Source organism: Methylocaldum sp. GT1BB (genome assembly GCF_051027545.1).
Taxonomy (GTDB): Bacteria; Pseudomonadota; Gammaproteobacteria; order Methylococcales; family Methylococcaceae; genus Methylocaldum.
Window position 1 is genome coordinate 3,391,742 of sequence record NZ_CP194902.1, and the last position, 19,490, is coordinate 3,411,231.

Sequence of the window (19,490 nt, forward strand, 5' to 3'; positions counted from 1 at the left end):
GCCTGTCTTGAAAGCGGAATTGGAGCCGTGCAGTTCCACGGTTGTCTGGAGTGTATTGCATGGATGTCCGAAATCGTTCGCCCATGTCGGTTTGCGGAGCAATCGTACTAGCCTGGGCATGCTTTCTGGTGATTGCACTCCGGTTCTGTCTGGCGGAGCCCTCGTTTGCCGGCACGGACGAGGCCGCGCCGCCCACCATCGATCCCGGGCGCCTGGAAGCCCATGTCCGAACCTTGTCGGAGATGCTAGGGCCAAGGGATGCCGGTCATCCGGATAATCTCGATCGTGCGGCATCGTATATCCGTTCGGCGTTCGAGCAAGCGCAGGGCAAAACCGCGGACCAGCCGTTCCGGGTCGGCCGAACGACTTACCGCAATATCATGGCTAGTTTTGGCCCGCCGTCCGAGGAGCGGATCGTCGTCGGCGCACATTACGATACGGCCGGTCCCTATCCCGGAGCCGACGATAACGCGAGCGGCGTCGCCGGATTGATCGAACTGGCGGGACTACTGGGCAAAGCCGATCTCGCAATCCGGGTGGATCTCGTAGCCTATACCCTGGAGGAACCGCCATTTTTCAGGAGCGAGCACATGGGGAGTGCCGTGCATGCCCAGTCGCTCAAGGCGAAGGGGGCGAACGTACGCGCGATGCTTGCGCTCGAAATGATCGGCTATTTCACCGATGCGAAAGACAGCCAGTCATTTCCCGCGCCGGGACTTTCGCTTTTCTATCCGACCACCGGAAACTTCATCGCCGTCGTGGGAAGGATAGGGGAGGGACGGCTGGTGCGAAGTATCAAGAAGGCGATGTCCAACGCCTCAAGCTTGCCGGTGCATTCGATCAATGCTCCGCGCTTTCTCCCGGGCGTCGACTTCTCGGACCATCTCAATTATTGGGAAGCAGGCTATCCGGCCGTAATGATCACCGATACGGCTTTCTATCGTAATCCGAACTATCATGCCGCCACCGACACGCCCGACACGCTGGACTACCGGAGAATGGCCCAAGTGGTAGCGGGAATCTATGCCGCAGTGCTCGAGCTCGCGCGGTAGACCTTCAAATTGCCGATGCGTCAAACGACCGCATCCGCTCCGCATGGTGAAGGCCTTGACTATACCGTGCGAAGGATATTTTCCAGGTGCACGCCTAACACTTCGGCAATACGCTTGAGCTTGTCGATTCGGCATGTCGGCCGTCCCCGGTCGACAAGGGCAACGAACGATTCCGTTATGCCAGCCCGCTCGGCCAGTTCCTCCAGCGTCAGCCCGCGGAACTCGCGCCAGATCCGAATGGCGTTCTCTCCGGCCAAAAGGCGCGCCTTCAAGTCGTCCGGAAGTTGTTCTTCGCCCGGCACAAGCCGTTCCTCGGTTTTGACGTCGGACGCCATGTCCGTCGCCAATTCGGCCAGTTCCACGAGGGACAGATAGTCGTCATATGGAATCATCGCCCATTTCGAGCCTTCTTTTTCAATGATTTGCACGTCCATTCCTAGTCTCCTGAATAGCGGTCTCGTTCTGATTTGATCGGAGGTAATGCTTTACCTTCGCCTTAATGAAGGCAACGTTCGAAGGCGCGTAAATGACGATCGCGGGAGGCGGACCGAAGGTTTTCCAAAACCCGGCGAACATCCGGTTCCGGGGTAGCGGCAAGCAGGCGGTCGTACATCGCCATATTGTATATCTCGGCCTCGACCGCGCTGCGGCAGGCCTCTTCAACCGTATCCGGCGCTGTCACGCGCTCAGGCCAGCGGTCTTCCGGCACGGGTATGCCATAGCGTTCGAACAGCGAGAGCAGGGCAGCGGCATGCCGCGCCTCGGCTTCGACGATGTTAACGAAGGGACGTATCGGACCGAACTTTTCGATGACTTTTCGATAAGCGGCGAGCGCCTTGTATTCGTCATCGAGCGCTTCGGTCAGGCGGTCCTTCAAGCTCGAATTCATGAACATTTCCTAAAGTGGCGGGTGCTGAGTGGCCAGACCATCGCATATTCCGACCGCAAAGCCCTAGGGGAAGGTATGCGGGTCGGTGCCTTCGCACTCGGCCTCGGGATGGTGTTTCTTGATGATGGCCTCGATTTCTTCTACGCGGTCTCGGGGCACGTCGATCATCAGCAGGAATTCGCCTTTTTCCATGGCCTCCTGGAATTGATCGATCCGCCGGTTACCGATGCTGCTGCCGACCATGCTCGACATCAATCCTCCGACCCCCGCGCCAGCCAGGGTGATCGCAAACAGCGCTCCGCCGCCCAGAACCAGCCCCGTGGGCAAGGCGATCGCCACCAGCCCGGCCAAGAGTCCCGTCGCGCCGCCGAGTGCGACGCCCTGTTCCAGGGCCGGAAGGAAGTCGGTCTTTTGCAGGAAAGTGGCTTCGGGCAGATCTTCCAAAGGCGTGCCGCGTTTGGCCAGTACGTGGATGTGGCGTTCCTCGATCCGCGCCAGCAACAACTCGTCCACAATCTTTTTGGTAATTTCGATGTTCGGTACCAAGAAATAGATGCGTCGCATGATTCTTGCTCCAGTTCTGATTAGGGATGTTGGACTAGCCGACCAAGGCGGCGGCCGACAATGCCGGAGTAAACCCGGCGGTAACGGGCCGAAAGCTTCGCATTGGGGTAGCAATTAGACTCGATTTCAGGAAGGAAATTGCGTAACGGTTATGCGATTGCATCATCTCGAGGCTGGCGAAAAAGGCCGCGTTAGAGGGGGATCGGGAAAGCCCGGCTTATTGCCAAAAAGCTTCCGACGACTCATGAAAACCACGACTCTCAGTCAAAGGGCATGCGCAACCGAAAGGCCGATGGGGGATCATTGCGTCGACGGGTGGTGTCCAACCAGATGCAGCACGCCAACTCAAGAGGAGGTCTCCATGTTCTTCAAGCAGTTCTATCTCGGCTGTCTCGCCCACGCCTCTTATCTCATCGGCGATGAAGAGACGAAAACCGCGCTCGTCGTCGATCCCCAGCGCGACATCGAGCAATATCTGGAAGAGGCGCGCCGGGAAGGTTTCGAGATTCGCCATGTGTTCCTGACCCACTTTCACGCCGATTTCATTGCGGGACACCTGGAACTGCGGGATCGTGTCGGCGCCAAGATCCATTTGGGGGCGAGGGCGGATGCCGAATATGCGTTCATTCCGCATCCCGACGGCGATACGCTCGAATTCGGTCAGGTCCGCCTGAAGATCCTGGAAACACCCGGGCATACCCCCGAAGGTATCTCGATCGTGGTTTACGATCAGGCCAAGAGCACGGAGATTCCCTATGCCGTGCTGACGGGCGATACGCTATTCATCGGGGACGTGGGACGCCCCGACCTTTTGGCCTCGTTCGGCGTTTCGGCCGAAGACCTGGCCGCGATGCTTTACGAGTCTCTGCACGAAAAGCTATTGCCCCTGCCGGACGAAACCTTGGTTTACCCGGCTCACGGCGCGGGGTCCATGTGCGGGAAAAGTCTCAGCACCGACCTGTTCTCCACCATGGGAACGCAGCGCGGGTACAACTACGCGCTCAAACCCATGAGCAAGGAAGACTTCATTCGCCTGGTCACGGCGGGCCAGCCGGAAGCGCCGAAATATTTTTCCCATGACGCGGTACTCAACCGCAAGGAGCGCGCAACCCTCGAAGAAACCCTGGCGACCGGGCTGAAACCGCTCTCGCTCGACGCGGTGCTCACGATGAAACAGGCCGGGGCGCAGCTTCTGGACGTGCGCGAGACGGCGGATTTCGCAGGGGCGCACCTGGCGGGCAGCGTGAACATCGGCCTCGGCGGCCCTTATGCCACTTGGGCGGGCACATTGCTCGATCGCACTAGGCCCATCGTGCTCATCGCCGAACCCGGCCGCGAGCAGGAAGCCGCGATGCGTCTCGGCCGAATAGGTTTCGACAATGTTGCGGGTTATCTCGAGGGGGGCATGGAAGCGCTGGAGCAGCGGCCGGATCTCATCCGGCGGACCGACCGGATCGCAGCCCCGACCCTGGCGGAAAAGCTGGCCTCGGCGCAGTCGCCCCTGGTTCTCGATGTGCGTACCGAAAACGAATGGCAGCAGAAACGCATCGGCGAAAGCCTCAATATCCCGCTGAACCGGCTCGCGGAACGGAGCGGCGAACTGCCCCGCGACAGGCCCATCGTGGTCCATTGCGGCACCGGCTACCGCTCGTCCATCGCCACCAGCTTGCTGGAAGATCAGGGATTCGATAATACGATCGATCTCGTGGGCGGTTTTAACGCGTGGGAGAAATGCTGTCCCAGTAACATCGCCGGTGGAACGGGTTAGAGCATTTTCCGGTTTTCTGTAGCGCTTCCCCAAGGTGTAGGTCGGCAATCCTTTGCCGACGAAGACGCTCGGTCGGAGCACGGCGTCGGGAAAGGATTCCCGACCTACGGGGCGGCAGGGTGGTCGGCAATCCTTTGCCGACGAACCGGGTCGGCAAGGAACGTTGTCGGCAAGGGATTGCCGACCTACGCGCTTCCCGTACCGCTAAACCGTGGTGAAAAACGCGCTACTTGCCACGCCTCCATTGGAGCGGGCGATATCCGTCGGTCAGGGTGTTCAAGAAGGCAACGAGGTCGTCCATTTCCCGTTCGGTCAGTCCCAGGTTGCCCAGTTCGTCATGGTTGACATTGTCCGCTATCTCGGGGGCGGGCCAGCAACCTTGCTTGAGGGCATCGCGCTCACGGGTCATGGCGTCCCGGCAGGCGGGCTTGACGTCCCGGTTGTTGTAGAACTCGACCACGCCACGCAAGGTCTGGAAATAACCGTTGTGCATGTAGGGACCGGTTATCGCGATATTGCGAAGGGTCGGGACCTTGAACTTCCCGTCCTCGGCAACGCTGCCGACGCTGGCGCCCAGGCCCCGGTCCGCGAAGTCGCGGCCGGCGGAATTGAACTCGGGCGGCAAGGCGTAGAAGGGATTGTCCGGATTCTTTGGAACGCCCAGGTTGTCATAGGTGAAATCCGTGAACAACGGCGGGGAATCCTCCTCCGACGGCCGGTTGGGATGGCAGGCGGCGCAATTGCCCTTGGCGGGATCCTCGTACACCTTGAGCCCCCTGAGCTCCCGCGGGCTCAATTTGACCTTTCCGGCCAGATACGCGTCGTATTTCGAGCTGAAGCGGTTGAATGCACGGATATTCTCGAATGCGGCGATCGCGTCGGCGATGAGATCGTAGGCCCGTTCGGTGTCATCCAGGGCACCCCGTCCATACACTTCTTCGAACAACCGGGCATACGGGGCCTGACGTACCTTTTCCACCACGGCAGTTCGACTCGGATTGGCCATTTCGACCGGATTCAGGAACGGCTGTTTCGCCTGTTCTTCCAGAGTCGCGGCGCGGCCGTCCCAGAATTGGCCGCCTACGAACAGCCCCTCCTGTTCGTCGTAGTGGAATGCCGGGCTGAATGCGGCATACATGACGGTGGGAGTGTTACGGCTGCCGAACCGTCCCGAAATCACGCCCTCGGAGGTGGGAATCCTCTTGTCCGGGTCGGTGAATGCGCGTTTGGGCTCATGGCAGCTGGCGCAGGATTGCCCGGCCGGCGAGGAGAGACTGGCGTCGAAGAACAACTCCCGGCCCAGTTTGGCCTTCGGCGTGAGCCACTGGCCTCCGGGCAAGGCTTGATCGTCGGCTGCGGCCTGAATGGCAAGGAGCGTGAATACGGTGCCCCATGTTTTGACCTTCATGATCATCCCTTTTGTTTTTCGTAATGAGAAGAATTCTCATTTGTAATCATCGTCGAGTCAAGAATCCATCCCATGCAAATACACACAAAACTCCGTTTCGAAATGGAACCCCATGGAGGTGCGTGCGGATGCTCGAATGACGACCGACCTCTTTCTGACGGCGCATGGCGAACATTCGGCTTTTCTTGGCTATAACCGCTTTCGCTATTTCAGAAATCGGGCAACCGCGATGTCATCCTTCTGAGCAAGTGTGCAAGCCTTGATTTATTCGCGCCAGTCCGTGAACTCGTCGTATAGTTCAGGGAGTCGAGAAGTCGAAGCTGTTGTAGGAGGTTGATCGGTGGTGCGACCCAGCAGGAACTCGGTGTGGCTACTTTTTCTGATTGTTTTCTCGCTGCTCGGCGCGGTTGGGTATGCGAACGGTGCCGAATCGGAAGAACGTAAAGTCGATGTTTACTTTTTCTGGAAGGACGGCTGTCCGCATTGTGAACGCGCAATGGATTTCCTCAGACGATGGGAAGGCGAAGAGGCGAGAGTTCGTGTTCATTATCTGGAAATCAGCCGTTATACCGGGAACTACGATGTCTTTTCTGCGCTGGTCAGGCAATTCGGAATCGAGCGCCCGGGGGTGCCTCTGACCGTGGTTGGTAAGACATACTTCGAAGGGTACGATGACGACTCGACGACCGGAGCGGAGATCCAGTCGGCCGCAAAGGCCTGTCAGGAAGTCGTTTGCAGGGATCTCGTATGGCCGCTGTTGACCGGCATACCGGAGACACCGGCCGAAGATCTTCCGCAGCCTGTCAAGAAAACGCCGAAGGTTCTGAAATTGCCGATATTCGGAGAAGTGACCATCGGCCAGGTCTCTCTTCCCGTGCTGACTTTGATGCTCGCGGCCGTGGACGGCTTCAATCCGTGCGCCATGTGGACCTTGCTTTTCCTGATCAGTCTGCTGGTGGGATTGCGCAACCGGTTTCGGATGTGGGTGCTGGGCAGCGCATTCATCGTCGCCTCGGCTGCGGTTTACTATCTGTTCATGGCGGCCTGGTTAAACTTGCTGCTTTTTTTCGGCATGCTGCTCTGGATTCGCATCTTGGTGGGAACGCTGGCGCTGGGCGGCGGTACTTATTACCTTCGCGAATATTTCGTGAATCCCGAGGCTATCTGTAAAGTGACCGCACCCGAATCGCGGAAGCGCGTTTTCGAGCGGCTGCGTTCCTTGGCCAGCGAGCGGCGCTTCCTGCTCGCGCTGGCGGGCATTATCCTGCTTGCCTTTGCGGTGAACCTGGTGGAGCTGATCTGTTCCGCCGGAATACCGGCTATTTATACCCAGGTGCTTGCTCTGAGCAACCTGCCGACATGGCAATATCATGCTTACCTCGGCCTTTACATACTGGTGTTCATGCTGGACGACCTCTTCGTGTTTTTCGTCGCCATGCAGACCCTGCGGGTGACCGGGCTGACCGGGACATACGTGCGGTATGCTCACGCCATCGGCGGCGTTGTGCTGATCGTCATCGGATTATTGCTGCTGTTCAGGCCGGAATGGCTCGCTTTCTCGGTCTAGGCCGCTGACGGAAGGGAGGGATACCCGTGGATGAAGAAGACCGGAACGAACTGAACGAAGCTTTCTTCAAGCGCAACGGCGGGAAAATCACGGATCGGCATTTCGACCGCATCATCGAAAAGGCTCGCGAGATCGAGAACAAGGTCAAGAAGATTCCGGCGCTGTATCAGGTCTGGCTGGATATCCTGCTCTGCCTGGAATTGATCCGCGATTACCGATCGGGGACATACCGGGATATCGCGGCCTGGGCGATCGCCGCCGTGGCCTTCGGTCTCCTGTATCTGATCAACCCGGCGGAGTTGATCCCGGATGTGATCCCTATCGTCGGCTATCTGGACGATGTGGCCGTCATGGCGCTGATCTTGAAGCTCGTGAAGGTCGAACTCGAAAAATACGCGGCTTGGCGAAAGGCTCGCGACGAGTATCAGGAAGCGCTTTCCAGACTTTTCGCTGATGAGTGACGCAGCGAGCGATTTTGCCTCCCTTGCCGCGAACGGCGACCTATCGGCCTTCGGCATGTATGTTCAAGCCCACTTTTCGACCGTTTCCCGCTGGTTCGCCGAGCGTGCCCACATTCTGCAAGCCCTTCTCGCCTCGTTGTTCACCTGGGGAATGACCGCGCTCGGCGCCGCCCTGGTGTTTTTTACCAAGCGGATGAACCAAAAGCTGCTTGATGCCATGCTGGGATTCTCGGCGGGAGTGATGTTGGCCGCGAGTTACTGGTCTTTGCTCGCGCCCGCGCTCGATTTATCGGAAGGCTATGGCCGTTTTGCCTGGCTTCCGGCGGCAACGGGATTCACCCTCGGCGCTTATGCGCTGAGTCTTTGCGACTGGCTGTTGCCCCATTTCCAACTCGGCGCAGCGATGCAGACGGAGGAGGGGGTCGTCACGACCTGGCGGCGTACTATGCTGCTGGTGCTCGGCATCACCCTGCATAACATTCCCGAGGGGCTGGCCGTGGGCGTGGCCTTCGGCGCCTTGGCCTGCGGTTTGGATACGGCCAGTCTGGGCGGTGCGATTGCCTTGGCGATCGGCATCGGTCTGCAGAATTTTCCGGAGGGCGCGGCGGTGGCCATGCCCTTGCGCCGCGTGGGCTGGTCGCGGCTGCGCAGCTTCTGGTACGGGCAGCTGTCCGCCGTGGTCGAACCGGTCGCCGCCGTCATAGGCGCCGCCGCCGTATCCGCGTGCTTGGCCATCATGCCTTATGCGCTTGCCTTCGCGGCCGGGGCCATGATCTACGTGGTGTTCGAAGCGATAATTCCCGAGTCGCGGGAACGGGGCAACACCGACATCGCCACGCTGGGGGCCATACTCGGTTTCATTGTCATGATGATTCTGGATGTGGCCTTGGGCTGAATGGGGTTGAGACATTTGGATCAAGCCAAGCGGAGAGGATGCGCAGGGCAGTCTCGGTATCCGGAAGCACGCGCAATATCAGTTCGTTACCAATGCGAGTCGCCGGGCGACCGCTTCGTCTACTGTCGTATCCGAAGCGGTGTCTTCAAGCATTGCATTCACGACGTCATCTGCTCCTGAGCCGCTCGTCGCCTCCGTTTCCTCCGGTACCGTCTTCAGGTTGGTCGGTCCGGCTCCGATATGTTCGGAAAACACGTTTCCCGGGTGGCAGGTTTGGCGGGCGACTTAGCTGCCTGCTCGCTTTTGGCGGCAAGATGCGCCCGTCCAGTTCCAGATCGACCTTGAGACGCTTCACGGCGGTTTTGGCGGCCTTGGCGTTGGCGAATGGCCCCGCTATAACCTGATGGCGTTCGCCGCTCGGAACAACTTGTGCCGGTATCGGAGGCCCCTGATGATTGAGCACGGCGGCGAGTCGCTGGGCCGTCATTTCGCTGGCTGTCTCGGCGGCGAACACGTACCAGCCGTAGCTGGCTTCCGGCGCCGGTTCGGGTTGTCCGAACCACTTGTCGGGTCGCACGATAGGCTGCGCTCCCGCAAGTACGGCGTCGACAGGGGGTGTTCCCGCGGTAATCGGTAGCGGAATGCCCAGTCCTTCTTGGACAATGCGTTCGATCTTTCCCCAATCCAGGGGTTGGTTCTGATCCCGCTCCCACTTTTTTAGATTGGCGCGGAGGGTTTTCTTGAGTAATTTTTCGTTTAATTCCTCATGGCTCGGGTAAGCCTGCAGGTAGACTACCCCGTCACGCCAGCCCACGAGATAAGGCTGATTGACGATATACACCGGCTCGTTCAACGGAACCCGCGAATACAGCTTGCTAGCGTCCTCCGGATACAGGCGGATGCAGCCATTGCTGGCTCGAAGCCCGACGCTGTAAGGCTTGTTCGTGCCGTGAATGAGATACATCTGCCGGTTCAGGTACAGGGCATACTTGCCCAAGGGGTTGTCAGGCCCCGGCGGCACTGCGGCCGGCAAGGGATCGCCCCGCCGGAGGTGGTCGTCTCGGATGTTCTTTGTCGGATACCAGGTCGGGTTCTTAATCTTTCGCGCGATCCGCATCGCCCCGGTGGGAGTTGCTCGCCCTTCCCGCCCGATGCCTACGGGGTAGGTGACGACCTCGGCGCCATTTCCCTTGGCGGGAAAATGAAACATCCGCATGGCGGCGAGATTGATGACCACTCCCCGCCGTGGCGCCCGCGGTAGTACGAACTGCACCGGGATCAACGTCCTGCTGTTCGCGCTTGGCACCCACGGATCGAGCTCGGGGTTTGCCGCGACGATCTCTTCGTATCCCAATCCGAAGTGCCGCGCGACATCGGGAAGCGTGTCCCCGTGCTGAAGCGTAATAACTCCGAACGACCCGACTACCCCTTCGTCCTTGGCGACAGAGAATCGGTGCTTCTCCAACGACGCGATCGGTGGGCTCGCAATAGGCGCTGATTCTTCCACCGGTTCTTTCACCGGCTCTTCGATCGGAGGCGGTAACCTGCCCCACTCGCCATGCCAGTGATTTGACATCTCTTGCATCGGGCGATAGGCGCATGCAGATAGTCCGCAGCAGAAGCCCAGGATAAGAATCAGCCCGCGCTTACGGCGCCGTGGCTGATGCAATGCCCACGGCTGCGAACGCTCCACAGGAACATTCAATCGTGCTTCTCCTCTCATGCCGGGATCATGCCGGAGGTATCGGCCGAATTCGGACCATTTTCCATGAGTGCAACAGGCATACGGGTCGGCTACCGCGGCAAACACTAACTCTGTCGCTCCTCAAATATTTGCGCCACAGCAAACATTTCGACGCATTAGACCTAAACGGCGGTGTAGAAGTGCGATAGAACGGAGACGATGCTGTTGGCCGGGATGACTATTGCGAATCGGTGAGGGTCGTGGCCGATACTGTGGCTCGATTTAAGGAATCTCTGATTAAGTCCTTCGACAGGCCCTTCGACTCGGCTCGGGACAGGCTTGTCGAAGGCTCTCCTGAGCCTGTCGAAGGGGCATGAACGGAATCCACTCGTTCAGAGCTTCCTTAAAAATATCTTGGCTTGTTCGAAAAATGAAATTGGCGCTCGAAGTAGGTCGGCAATCCTTTGCCGACACCTGCTGAGTCTGCGTCGGCAAAGAATTGCCGACCTACTTCTGGTCCAGCCTCGGCTCCCTCGGTCTACCTGGAGGCCGCGCAGGCCATCAGTAGCTTTCCAGTATTTTAATGTAATTGGCGCGTTCGAAGGCTCCCGGATTCGCTACTTTGGCGCGGCTCATGATGCCGCGCATGGGTTCCAGTGATTGAAACCCGCGCTGGTCCATCCAGTCCCTCAAACCGTCCACCAGCGTGCCGGCATAGTCCGGACCGTTGCGCAGCAGGGCGGAGGCGACCATCACCACGTCCGCGCCGGCGAGGAGATACTTGATGATTTCGACGGCGCTTTCCACGCCCCGCGTCGCCGCGAGCGAAGCCTTGATCCGGCCGCGCAGAAGCGCGATCCAGAGCAGGGGCAGGCGAATCTCCCCGGCGTGACTGAGGGAGAGGGTCGGAGCGACCTCCAGGTTGACGATATCGAGATCGGGCTGATAGAAGCGGTTGAACAGGACCAGGGCATCGGCGCCCTCGGCATCGAACTGCCGGGCGATATGGCCGAAGGCGCTGAAGAAAGGGCTCAGCTTCAGCGCCACCGGAATGGAGACGGCTTGCTTGACCGTCCGCAGGATGTCCAGGTAGCGCTGCTCGACCTCACGCGCCGAGACATCGAAATTCGCTTCGATGCCGTAGATATTGAGCTCCAGGGCTTTGGCGCCGGCCTCCTGCAGTTGTCGGGCGTAGTCGATCCAGCCCTCGCCGGTCACGCAGTTGAGGCTGGCGATGACCGGAATGTCCACCGCCTCGGCGGCGCGCTGGACCAGGCTCAGATAGCTGTCCGGGCCGACGCGGAAATCGCCCACATCGGGGAAGTAGCTCAGCGACTCGGCATAACTTTCCGACGGGTGATCCATCAGCTGAACGAACGCCATTCTTTCCTGGCGGATCTGCTCCTCGAACAGCGAGAACAGGACCACCGCCGAGACCCCGCCGTCCTCCAGCCGGCGAATGCCGTCCAGCGTCTCGGAAAGCGGCGAGGCCGAGGCGACCACGGGATGATCGAGCTCCAGTCCCATATAGCGTGTCTTCAGATCCATGCGGGCTCCCCTGTTACGGAAGGTCGACGCTGGCGTCGGGATGAAAGCGGCTGCCGGCGCGGCTGGCCATTTCCTCGTAAATGTCCCATTTTTGATCGACTACCTGCTGCGCCATCTCCATCAAGCGTTCGAAGTTCCGGGGATTGGTATGGCTCAGCATCATAAAGCGCAGCTCGTTGTAGGCATACTCCTTGAATCGGATGTGCGGACGCGGCGAATCCAGCACGAACGGATTCCGGTCCGACCGGCGCAGCGCCGGGTTGTACCGGATCAAGGGCCAATAGCCGCTGGCGACGGCCAGATCCTGCTGGTGCATGCCGTGTTGCAGATTGTAGCCGTGGGCGATGCAATGGCTGTAGGCGAGGATCAGGGAAGGACCGGGATAGGCTTCCGCCTCGCGGAAGGCGAGCAGGGTCTGCTGCGGGTTCGCCCCCATGGCGACGCGCGCCACATAGACATTGCCGTAGGCGATGGCCTGTAGGGCGAGGTCCTTCTTGGCGACGGTCTTGCCGGCCGCCGCGAATTTGGCCACGGCGCCGAGCGGCGTCGCCTTGGACATCTGCCCGCCGGTGTTGGAATACACCTCGGTGTCCAGCACCAGCACGTTGACGTCGCGGCCCGAGGCCAGCACATGGTCGAGGCCCCCCGAGCCGATGTCGTAAGCCCAGCCGTCTCCGCCGACGGTCCAGATACTGCGCCGCACCAGTTGGTCGACCACCGACAGAAGATCCTTCGCCTTGTCGTCGGTCCGTTTCAGCAGCATGGCCTTGAGCTTGGCAACGCGCTCGCGCTGGGCGCGGATCTGCGACTCGGTGAGCTGCGGTGCGGCCAGGATTTCGTCCACCAATTCGGGATCTAGCGAATCTTTCAGCTCGCGGGCGAGCCGCTGCGCCAGAGCCAAGTGCTGATCGGCGGTAAGGCGAAAGCCGAAGCCGAATTCGGCATTGTCCTCGAACAGCGAGTTCGACCAGGCGGGGCCGTTTCCTTCGGCATTCACGGTCCAGGGCGTGGTCGGAAGATTGCCGCCGTAAATGGAGGAGCAGCCGGTGGCGTTGGCGACGATCAGGCGATCGCCGAAGAGTTGCGACAGCAGCCGAACGTAGGGCGTCTCGCCGCAGCCCGCGCAGGCGCCGGGAAATTCGAACAAGGGTTCGAGAAACTGCGCGCCGCGCACCGACGAGAAATCGACCCGGGCGCGGTCGTTCACCGGAATGGTTTCGAAGAAGTGGATATTCGCCTTCTGCGGTTCCTGTATCGGGTCATTGGGCCGCATGTTGATGGCCTTGACGCCGCTCCGGGTGAGGCTCTTGGCCGGGCAGACCTCGACGCACAGGCCGCAGCCCGTGCAATCCTCGACATAGACCTGCAAGGTATAGCGGGTTTCCGGAAAACCGTAGGCGGTGACCGGCGCCGACAGGAAGGTTTCGGGCGCGTTCTCGAGCCGGGATTCGTGGTAGAACTTGGCGCGGATGACGCTGTGCGGACAGACGAAGCCGCAGTTGCCGCACTGGATGCAGATATCGGGCTCCCACACGGGCACGGATTGCGCGATGTTCCGCTTCTCCCACCGGGTGGTGCCCGACGGGAAGGTGCCGTCCGCCGGCATCAGGCTCACCGGCAGTTCGTCGCCCCGGTCGGCCATCATCATCGCCGTGACCCGGCGCACGAAATCGGGCGCCTCCTCGGAAACCACCGGCTGGCGCTCGAGGGTGCCGGTCGCCTGGTCCGGGACTTTCACCTCGTGCAGGGCGGAAAGGGTTCGATCGACCGCCTCGTAGTTCTTCCGCACGATCTCCTCGCCCTTCTTGCCGTAGGTCTTCTTGATCGCTTCCTTGATCTTGGCGATCGCCTGATCGCGCGGCAAAACGCCGGACAGGGCGAAGAAGCAGGTCTGCATGATGGTGTTGGTGCGTCCGCCGATGCCGGTTTCCAGGGCGACCCCGGAAGCGTCGATCACATAGAGCTTCAGCGCCTTGTCGATGATCTGCCGCTGAACCTCGTAGGGCAGCCGGTCCCATACGTCGTCCGGGCCGTGCGGGCTGTTGAGCAGGAGAACCGCGCCATGCTTGGCCTTGGCCAGCACGTCCAGCTTCTCGATGAAGTTGAATTGATGGCAGCCGATGAAGTTGGCCGATTCGATGAGATAGGGCGATTCGATCGGCTCGGGCCCGAAACGCACGTGAGACGTGGTCCTGGAGCCGGATTTCTTGGAGTCGTAGACGAAATAGCCCTGCGCATGGAGATCGGTGGATTCGCCGATGATCTTGATGCTGTTCTTGTTGGCGCCGACCGTGCCGTCCGCGCCCAGACCGAAGAACACGGCGCGCACCACGCCGTCCGGCTCGATGTCGAAACCGGGATCGACGTCCAGGCTGGTGTGCGAAACGTCGTCGGCGATGCCCACGGTGAAGTGGTTCTTGGGTCTTTCCTTCTTCAGCTCGTCCAGCACGGCTTTCGCCATGGCCGGATTGAACTCCTTGGAGGAAAGCCCGTAACGGCCGCCGACGATCTCGGGCCGTTTCCCGGCCGGAAGGAGACCGCTGGCCTCCGCTTCCGCCAGCGCCGCGACCACGTCGGTGTACAGGGGTTCCCCGAGCGCGCCGGGACTCTTTAGGCGATCCAGGACGGCAATGGCTTTGGTCGTCGAGGGCAGGGCGGCGAGGAAATGCCCGACGGAAAACGGCAGGCACAGACGCACCTGAATCACGCCTACCTTCTCGCCCTGCTTGGCCAGAAAATCGGCGGTCTGGCGCAGGGTGTGGGCGCCGGAGCCCAAAATCACGGCCACGCGCTCGGCCTCCGGATCGCCGTGGTATTCGAACAGGCGATACCGGCGTCCGGTCAGTTCTCCGAAGCGGTCCATGGTTTTCTGTACCAGGCTCGGCAAACGCGCGTAGTAGGGATTTACGGTCTCGCGCCCCTGGAAATAAACGTCCGGGTTCTGCGCGGTGCCGCGGATAAACGGATTGTCGGGATTCAGGGCCCGCGCCCGGTGCGCGCGGACCGTCTCCTCGTCGATCATGGCCCGGATTTCGTCGTCCGAAAGCAGCACGATCTTGCTGATTTCGTGGGAGGTCCGGAAGCCGTCGAAGAAATGCAGGAAAGGAATCCGGCTGTTCAAGCTCGCGGCCTGGGCGATCAGCGCCAAGTCGTGCGCCTCCTGCACCGAGCCCGAGGCGATCTGGGCGAAACCGGTGCCCCGCACCGCGGCGACATCGGAATGATCGCCGAAGATGGACAAGGCCTGCGCCGCCAGGGAGCGGGCGGCGACATGGAACACCGTCGGGGTGAGTTCGCCGGCGATCTTGTACATGTTCGGGATCATCAGGAGGAGACCCTGCGAAGCGGTGAAGGTCGTGGTCAAGGCCCCGGTCTGAAGGGCACCGTGCACGGCCCCGGCGGCGCCGCCCTCGCTTTGCATCTCCACCACCACGGGCACCTCGCCGAAGATGTTGGTCTTGCCCTCGGCCGCCCACTGGTCGGCCAGTTCCGCCATGGTGGAGGAGGGCGTGATGGGATAGATGGCGCACACTTCGTTGACGCGGTAGGCGACATGGGCCACCGCCTCGTTGCCGTCGAGCGTAATGACTTTCGGTTTCGCCATCGTTATTCCCCTCGGGGTTCCGGAATCATTTCGATCGCATGGCAAGGACACTGCTCGTAGCAGACCGCGCAGCCGGTGCAGAGGTCGTAATCGTAGCGATAGCGCTTGCCGGGTCCCAGCTTGACGATGGCGTCCTCGGGACAGGCGCCGTAGCAGCCGTCGCACTCGAAGCAGTTGCCGCAGGAGAAGCAGCGCTTGGCTTCGAACAGAGCCTCGTTCTCGGAGAGCCCCGCGACCACTTCCTCGAAGCCGTAACGCCGTTTCTCCAGTTCGAGTTCGGCTTCCCGCTTCCGTTCGGCTTCGGTGAAGTACCACAGGCGCAGCATATCGGCGCTTACCGGCGGATGCTTGGGCGGCTTGACGTAGCGCGTGCCGCGAAGATAGGCGTCGATACAGCGCGCGGCTTTCTTGCCGTGGCCGACGGCGACGGTCACGGTCCGCTCGCTCGGTACCATGTCGCCGCCCGCGAAGATGCCGGGACTCCCCGTCATCATGTTGTCGTCCACGATCACGACGCCGTCGGGCTTGAACTGGATGCCCGGCACCTCGTGCAGGAAGCGCGTATCGGTTTCCTGGCCCAGCGCCAGGATCAGCGAGTCCGCCTCCAGGGTTTCGAACCGGCCGGTCGGTTCGGGATACCCTTCCGGGTTGATCCTCATCACCTCGACGGTGATATGCGTCTGGTCGATCTCCTTGATGGTGCGCAGCCAGTTGATCTTGACACCTTCCTCGATGGCTTCGTCGGCCTCGAATTCATGGGCCGGCATGTGCGCCCGGTCGCGCCGATAGATGACGAGCGCCTCTTCGGCGCCCAGGCGCCTGGCCGTGCGCGCCGCGTCCATGGCGGTGTTGCCGCCGCCGTAGACGGCCACGCGCCGGCCGAGCTTGGGCGCTTCGCCGGTGGCGGTCTGGCGCAGGAAGGTCACCGCGTCCAGGATCTTGCCGGCGTCCCGCGCCGGGATGCCGACGCGCTTGCTCAGATGTGCGCCAACGGCGATGAACACCGCGTCGAACCGGCCGGACTCCTTTTCCGCCAGCACGTCTTCCACCTTGTGATCGAGAACGATCTTGACGCCCATGGCCTCGATCCGCCTGATTTCGCCCATCAGCTCCGCGCGCGGCAGGCGGTAGGCGGGTATGCCGAAGTGCATCATGCCGCCGGCCAGGGGACCCGCTTCGTGGATCTCCACCTGATGGCCCAGCCGGGCCAGGTGATAGGCGCAGGACAGGCCGCTGGGCCCCGCGCCCACGATCAGGACCCGCTTGCCGCTGGCCGGGGCTTTCACGACCTGCCAGCCTTCGCGCAAGGCGAGGTCGCCGAGGAACCGCTCGGCCGCGTGGATGCTCACCGGGCTGTCGATGGGGCCGCGGTTGCAGTGGGTTTCGCAGGGGTGGTAGCAGACGCGTCCGTGCACGGCCGGCATCGGGTTGTCTTCCATCAAGACCCGCCAGGCCTTCTCATAGCGACCGGCGCGCAGGTCGAACAACCAGGACTGGATGTTCTCGCCGGCCGGGCAGGCGTTATTGCAGGGCGGCAGGAGGTCGACGTAAATCGGACGCTGCGTGCGGAAGGGGCCGGTGCTCCGCCCGTGTTGCAAGAGGTCCGCCGGTCGCGTCAGGTCGCTGGATTTGCGATTGCTCATTCTAAAAGTCTCTCCATCCTCGATCGGCGGCCTAGTCGATGGCCAAGCAAAGAGAGTCCGCGATCATGCGCCAAAGCTTCGAAGCAGACGGCGCTGCGATGTGCTCCTGTGTCTCGGGGCAAGCGTTTCAGGGTTCGGACGGTGCCTGCCTGGGCAAAGTTTCATCAACCGTATCCGAACTCGGCTGTCCCGTCCCGCTCGAGCCGGTTCGGTGTACCGGCTTTTCGGCTGCGGGACGAGAAGGGGATCGTTACTCGTCTCGAGAATGCTCATGCCTCCTGGCCCCTGTGCGTCAGAAACCGGCTCACCTGGCTTTGCCATCGACTCAGGCCCGTCATCACTCGGTCCATCAGATCGGCGGCCGTGTTGATGGAGCCGTGCCGCATTGGCGACGACGAAGACCGAGCTGATATGGTGCAAGAACGCGGCGAGTACGGGATTGAGGAAGCCGAAGGTGGCCAGAGCGAGCCCGACCGTATTGAACGACATGGCCCAGGCATAATTCTGTTTGGTGATCTCCGCCATTTTGCGGCTGATGTCGAGGATCGTGAGCAGATCGCCGGCATCGTCGCCGAGAATCACGATATCGGATGAGGCGATCGCCAGGGCCACGTTCTTGTGTCCGCCGATGGCGATGCCCACATCGGCGGCGGCCAGGGCCGGGGCATCGTTCACCCCGTCGCCCACCATCGCCACCTTGCCGGACGACTGAAGTTCCTTCACCAGCGCCGCCTTGTCGTCCGGCTTGAAGTTGAAATAATATCCGTCGGCGCCGATCAGATCGGCCACTCGCCTGGCTTCGGACTCCTCGTGATCGCCGGTGGCGACCAACACGCGTTTGACGCCGAGTTCGCGGATCGCTTGCCCCAGGTTGGTCATCTCCGAGCGCATCACGTCCTGAACGACGATGGCGCCTTTGACTTCACGGTTCATGGCGACCCAGATCGCGCGGCCGGAATATTCGAGGTCCGGTATTTCGATCCCGAGCGACTCCAAGGTTTCGGGACTCCCGATCAGCACTTCGCGGTCTTCCAGTCGCGCCTTGACCCCGCGCCCCGGCAGGTCCTCGGCGTCGCTCACGGGTTTGAATCGCGTGATGTCCTGGTTTCGCGCGAAATTCAAAATGGCCCGCGCCAACGGATGGCTGAACCGCGTTTCCACCGACGCCGCGATCTCGATCAGCTCGCGCTCATCGGCACCTATCGGTATCACCCGGCTGACCCTGGGTTCGGCCAGGGTGACCGTGCCGGTCTTGTCGAGGATTACGGTGTCGATCTCGTGCATGATGTCCAGGGGTTCTCCGCCCCGGGCGAGGATATTGAGCCGCGCCGAGCGGCCTATGCCGGACGCGAATACGGTCGGCGTCGCGAGCGCCCAGGCGCAGGGACACAATACCGACAGGGCGGTCGCCATCAAATCCAGGCTGCCGGTGACGAAAAACAGCAGGAACGCATAGCCGGTCACGCCCAGGATGAGGTACTGGACGATCTTGTCCGCCCTTTGCTGCAGCGTGGATTTTTTCTGAAGGCTTTTTTCGATTTCGCCCGCGATCAGGGCAAGAAACGAAGCGTCGCCGTTCCTGGTGGCCCGAATCTGCAAGGGCGCGGAAAGATTGAGCGTGCCGGAAGTGACTTCATCGCCCGGCACCTTGTGGATCGGAAACGGTTCGCCCGTGACGAAGGATTCGTCGATGGACGATTTTCCCTCCGCAATGCTTCCGTCGACCGGGACGGCGGTGCCGCGGGGCACGATCAGCACGTCGCCCTGCTTCACCTCTTCCGCCGGGATTTCGCGGATCTCGCCGCCGGCGAGCACGAGGGCCGTTCGCTTGGCCTGCTTCACCAGACTTTCGATCTTTTCCCGATTTCTGCGGATGATGGTGAAGGAAATGTACAAACCGAGCCCGATGAACCAGGCGACCATCGCGCCGCTGAGCGGCTTCCCGTCGATCAGGGTGACGGTCATCACCAGAACGATCAGCAGCTCCGCGGAAACCTGCCGCAAAATCAGGAGCGATTTTACGAGCCCTTGAACGTAGAGCGCCAGACAGAAGAGATAAAACGGCAGCCCCAGCCAGTAAAAGAACGGCATGCCGTAAAGTGCGTCCATGGCCAGGAAGATGACCGCCAACAACGCCACGATAAGGCGCAGCAGGAATACGTCTCTCTGAGGGCTGAGGCTCAGGATGCGTCGATCCAGTTGCTGCAACAATGTTGTCAATTGAGTATCCATAAGAACTTCCGTTCCTTCTTTGATATGGGACACCGCTCGACACGGCTTTTTGCGGATACGGCTCGGGGGACCTTTAAAGAGCCGATTCTGTCTCAAATCTAATCATTGGACAAACGAGTCGGGCAGACGCACAGCGTCCCTTGTCCGATTCCGTACCCGTTTCAGAGGAGATAGA

General features: G+C 61.0%; 14 protein-coding genes. 5 read left to right on the forward strand and 9 right to left on the reverse strand.

Annotation, left to right across the window (positions count from 1 at the left end; genetic code table 11):
- Positions 1-59: 59 nt before the first annotated feature.
- On the forward strand, positions 60-1,052 hold the full coding sequence (locus tag ACR2TX_RS16600) for a M28 family peptidase (protein WP_086135574.1): 993 nt from the start codon (positions 60-62) through the stop codon (positions 1,050-1,052).
- Between the two features lie 59 nt (positions 1,053-1,111).
- Here ACR2TX_RS16600 and ACR2TX_RS16605 read toward each other — a convergent pair whose 3' ends face one another.
- From ACR2TX_RS16605 to ACR2TX_RS16615, 3 genes are all read right to left on the reverse strand, one after another.
- On the reverse strand, positions 1,112-1,486 hold the full coding sequence (locus ACR2TX_RS16605) for a helix-turn-helix domain-containing protein (protein ID WP_086135573.1): 375 nt from the start codon (positions 1,484-1,486) through the stop codon (positions 1,112-1,114).
- A gap of 62 nt (positions 1,487-1,548) precedes the next feature.
- Positions 1,549-1,941, reverse strand: coding sequence for a ferritin-like domain-containing protein (locus tag ACR2TX_RS16610; protein WP_086135572.1), 393 nt, complete (start codon positions 1,939-1,941; stop codon positions 1,549-1,551).
- A 63-nt stretch (positions 1,942-2,004) separates the two neighbouring features.
- Positions 2,005-2,505 carry a DUF1269 domain-containing protein gene (locus tag ACR2TX_RS16615; protein WP_086135571.1) on the reverse strand — a complete coding sequence of 167 codons (501 nt, stop codon included), beginning with the start codon at positions 2,503-2,505 and terminating at the stop codon, positions 2,005-2,007.
- A 361-nt stretch (positions 2,506-2,866) separates the two neighbouring features.
- Here ACR2TX_RS16615 and ACR2TX_RS16620 point away from each other — a divergent pair, with 361 nt between their 5' ends.
- A complete protein-coding gene (locus ACR2TX_RS16620; protein ID WP_434130196.1) occupies positions 2,867-4,273 on the forward strand; it encodes an MBL fold metallo-hydrolase in 1,407 nt (468 codons plus the stop codon).
- Between the two features lie 226 nt (positions 4,274-4,499).
- Here the strand turns inward: ACR2TX_RS16620 and ACR2TX_RS16625 are convergent, their stop codons facing one another.
- Entirely contained in the window at positions 4,500-5,681 is a 1,182-nt protein-coding gene (locus ACR2TX_RS16625; protein WP_434130198.1) for a cytochrome-c peroxidase, read from the reverse strand.
- A gap of 364 nt (positions 5,682-6,045) precedes the next feature.
- On the opposite strand from ACR2TX_RS16625, the gene ACR2TX_RS16630 reads away from it, so the two are divergent.
- The 3 genes from ACR2TX_RS16630 to ACR2TX_RS16640 are packed head-to-tail and all read left to right on the forward strand — an operon-like array spanning position 6,046 to position 8,604.
- Positions 6,046-7,248, forward strand: a complete 1,203-nt coding sequence (locus ACR2TX_RS16630) for a glutaredoxin family protein (RefSeq protein ID WP_434130200.1) — start codon at positions 6,046-6,048, stop codon at positions 7,246-7,248.
- A 26-nt stretch (positions 7,249-7,274) separates the two neighbouring features.
- On the forward strand, positions 7,275-7,709 hold the full coding sequence (locus ACR2TX_RS16635; protein WP_156880994.1) for a DUF1232 domain-containing protein: 435 nt from the start codon (positions 7,275-7,277) through the stop codon (positions 7,707-7,709).
- A gap of 55 nt (positions 7,710-7,764) precedes the next feature.
- Complete coding sequence (locus ACR2TX_RS16640; protein WP_434132493.1) at positions 7,765-8,604, forward strand: ZIP family metal transporter; 840 nt, start codon at positions 7,765-7,767, stop codon at positions 8,602-8,604.
- Positions 8,605-8,770: 166 nt separating this feature from the next.
- Here the strand turns inward: ACR2TX_RS16640 and ACR2TX_RS16645 are convergent, their stop codons facing one another.
- From ACR2TX_RS16645 to ACR2TX_RS16665, 5 genes are all read right to left on the reverse strand, one after another.
- Positions 8,771-10,180 carry a L,D-transpeptidase family protein gene (locus ACR2TX_RS16645; RefSeq protein ID WP_434130202.1) on the reverse strand — a complete coding sequence of 470 codons (1,410 nt, stop codon included), beginning with the start codon at positions 10,178-10,180 and terminating at the stop codon, positions 8,771-8,773.
- Between the two features lie 669 nt (positions 10,181-10,849).
- A complete protein-coding gene (locus ACR2TX_RS16650) occupies positions 10,850-11,836 on the reverse strand; it encodes a dihydroorotate dehydrogenase-like protein (RefSeq protein ID WP_434130204.1) in 987 nt (328 codons plus the stop codon).
- 13 nt (positions 11,837-11,849) lie between these two features.
- Entirely contained in the window at positions 11,850-15,440 is a 3,591-nt protein-coding gene (gene nifJ, locus ACR2TX_RS16655; RefSeq protein ID WP_434130206.1) for a pyruvate:ferredoxin (flavodoxin) oxidoreductase, read from the reverse strand.
- 2 nt (positions 15,441-15,442) lie between these two features.
- Entirely contained in the window at positions 15,443-17,083 is a 1,641-nt protein-coding gene (locus ACR2TX_RS16660) for an NAD(P)-binding protein (RefSeq protein WP_434130208.1), read from the reverse strand.
- A 63-nt stretch (positions 17,084-17,146) separates the two neighbouring features.
- Positions 17,147-19,315, reverse strand: a complete 2,169-nt coding sequence (locus ACR2TX_RS16665; protein ID WP_434130210.1) for a heavy metal translocating P-type ATPase — start codon at positions 19,313-19,315, stop codon at positions 17,147-17,149.
- Positions 19,316-19,490: the final 175 nt, after the last annotated feature.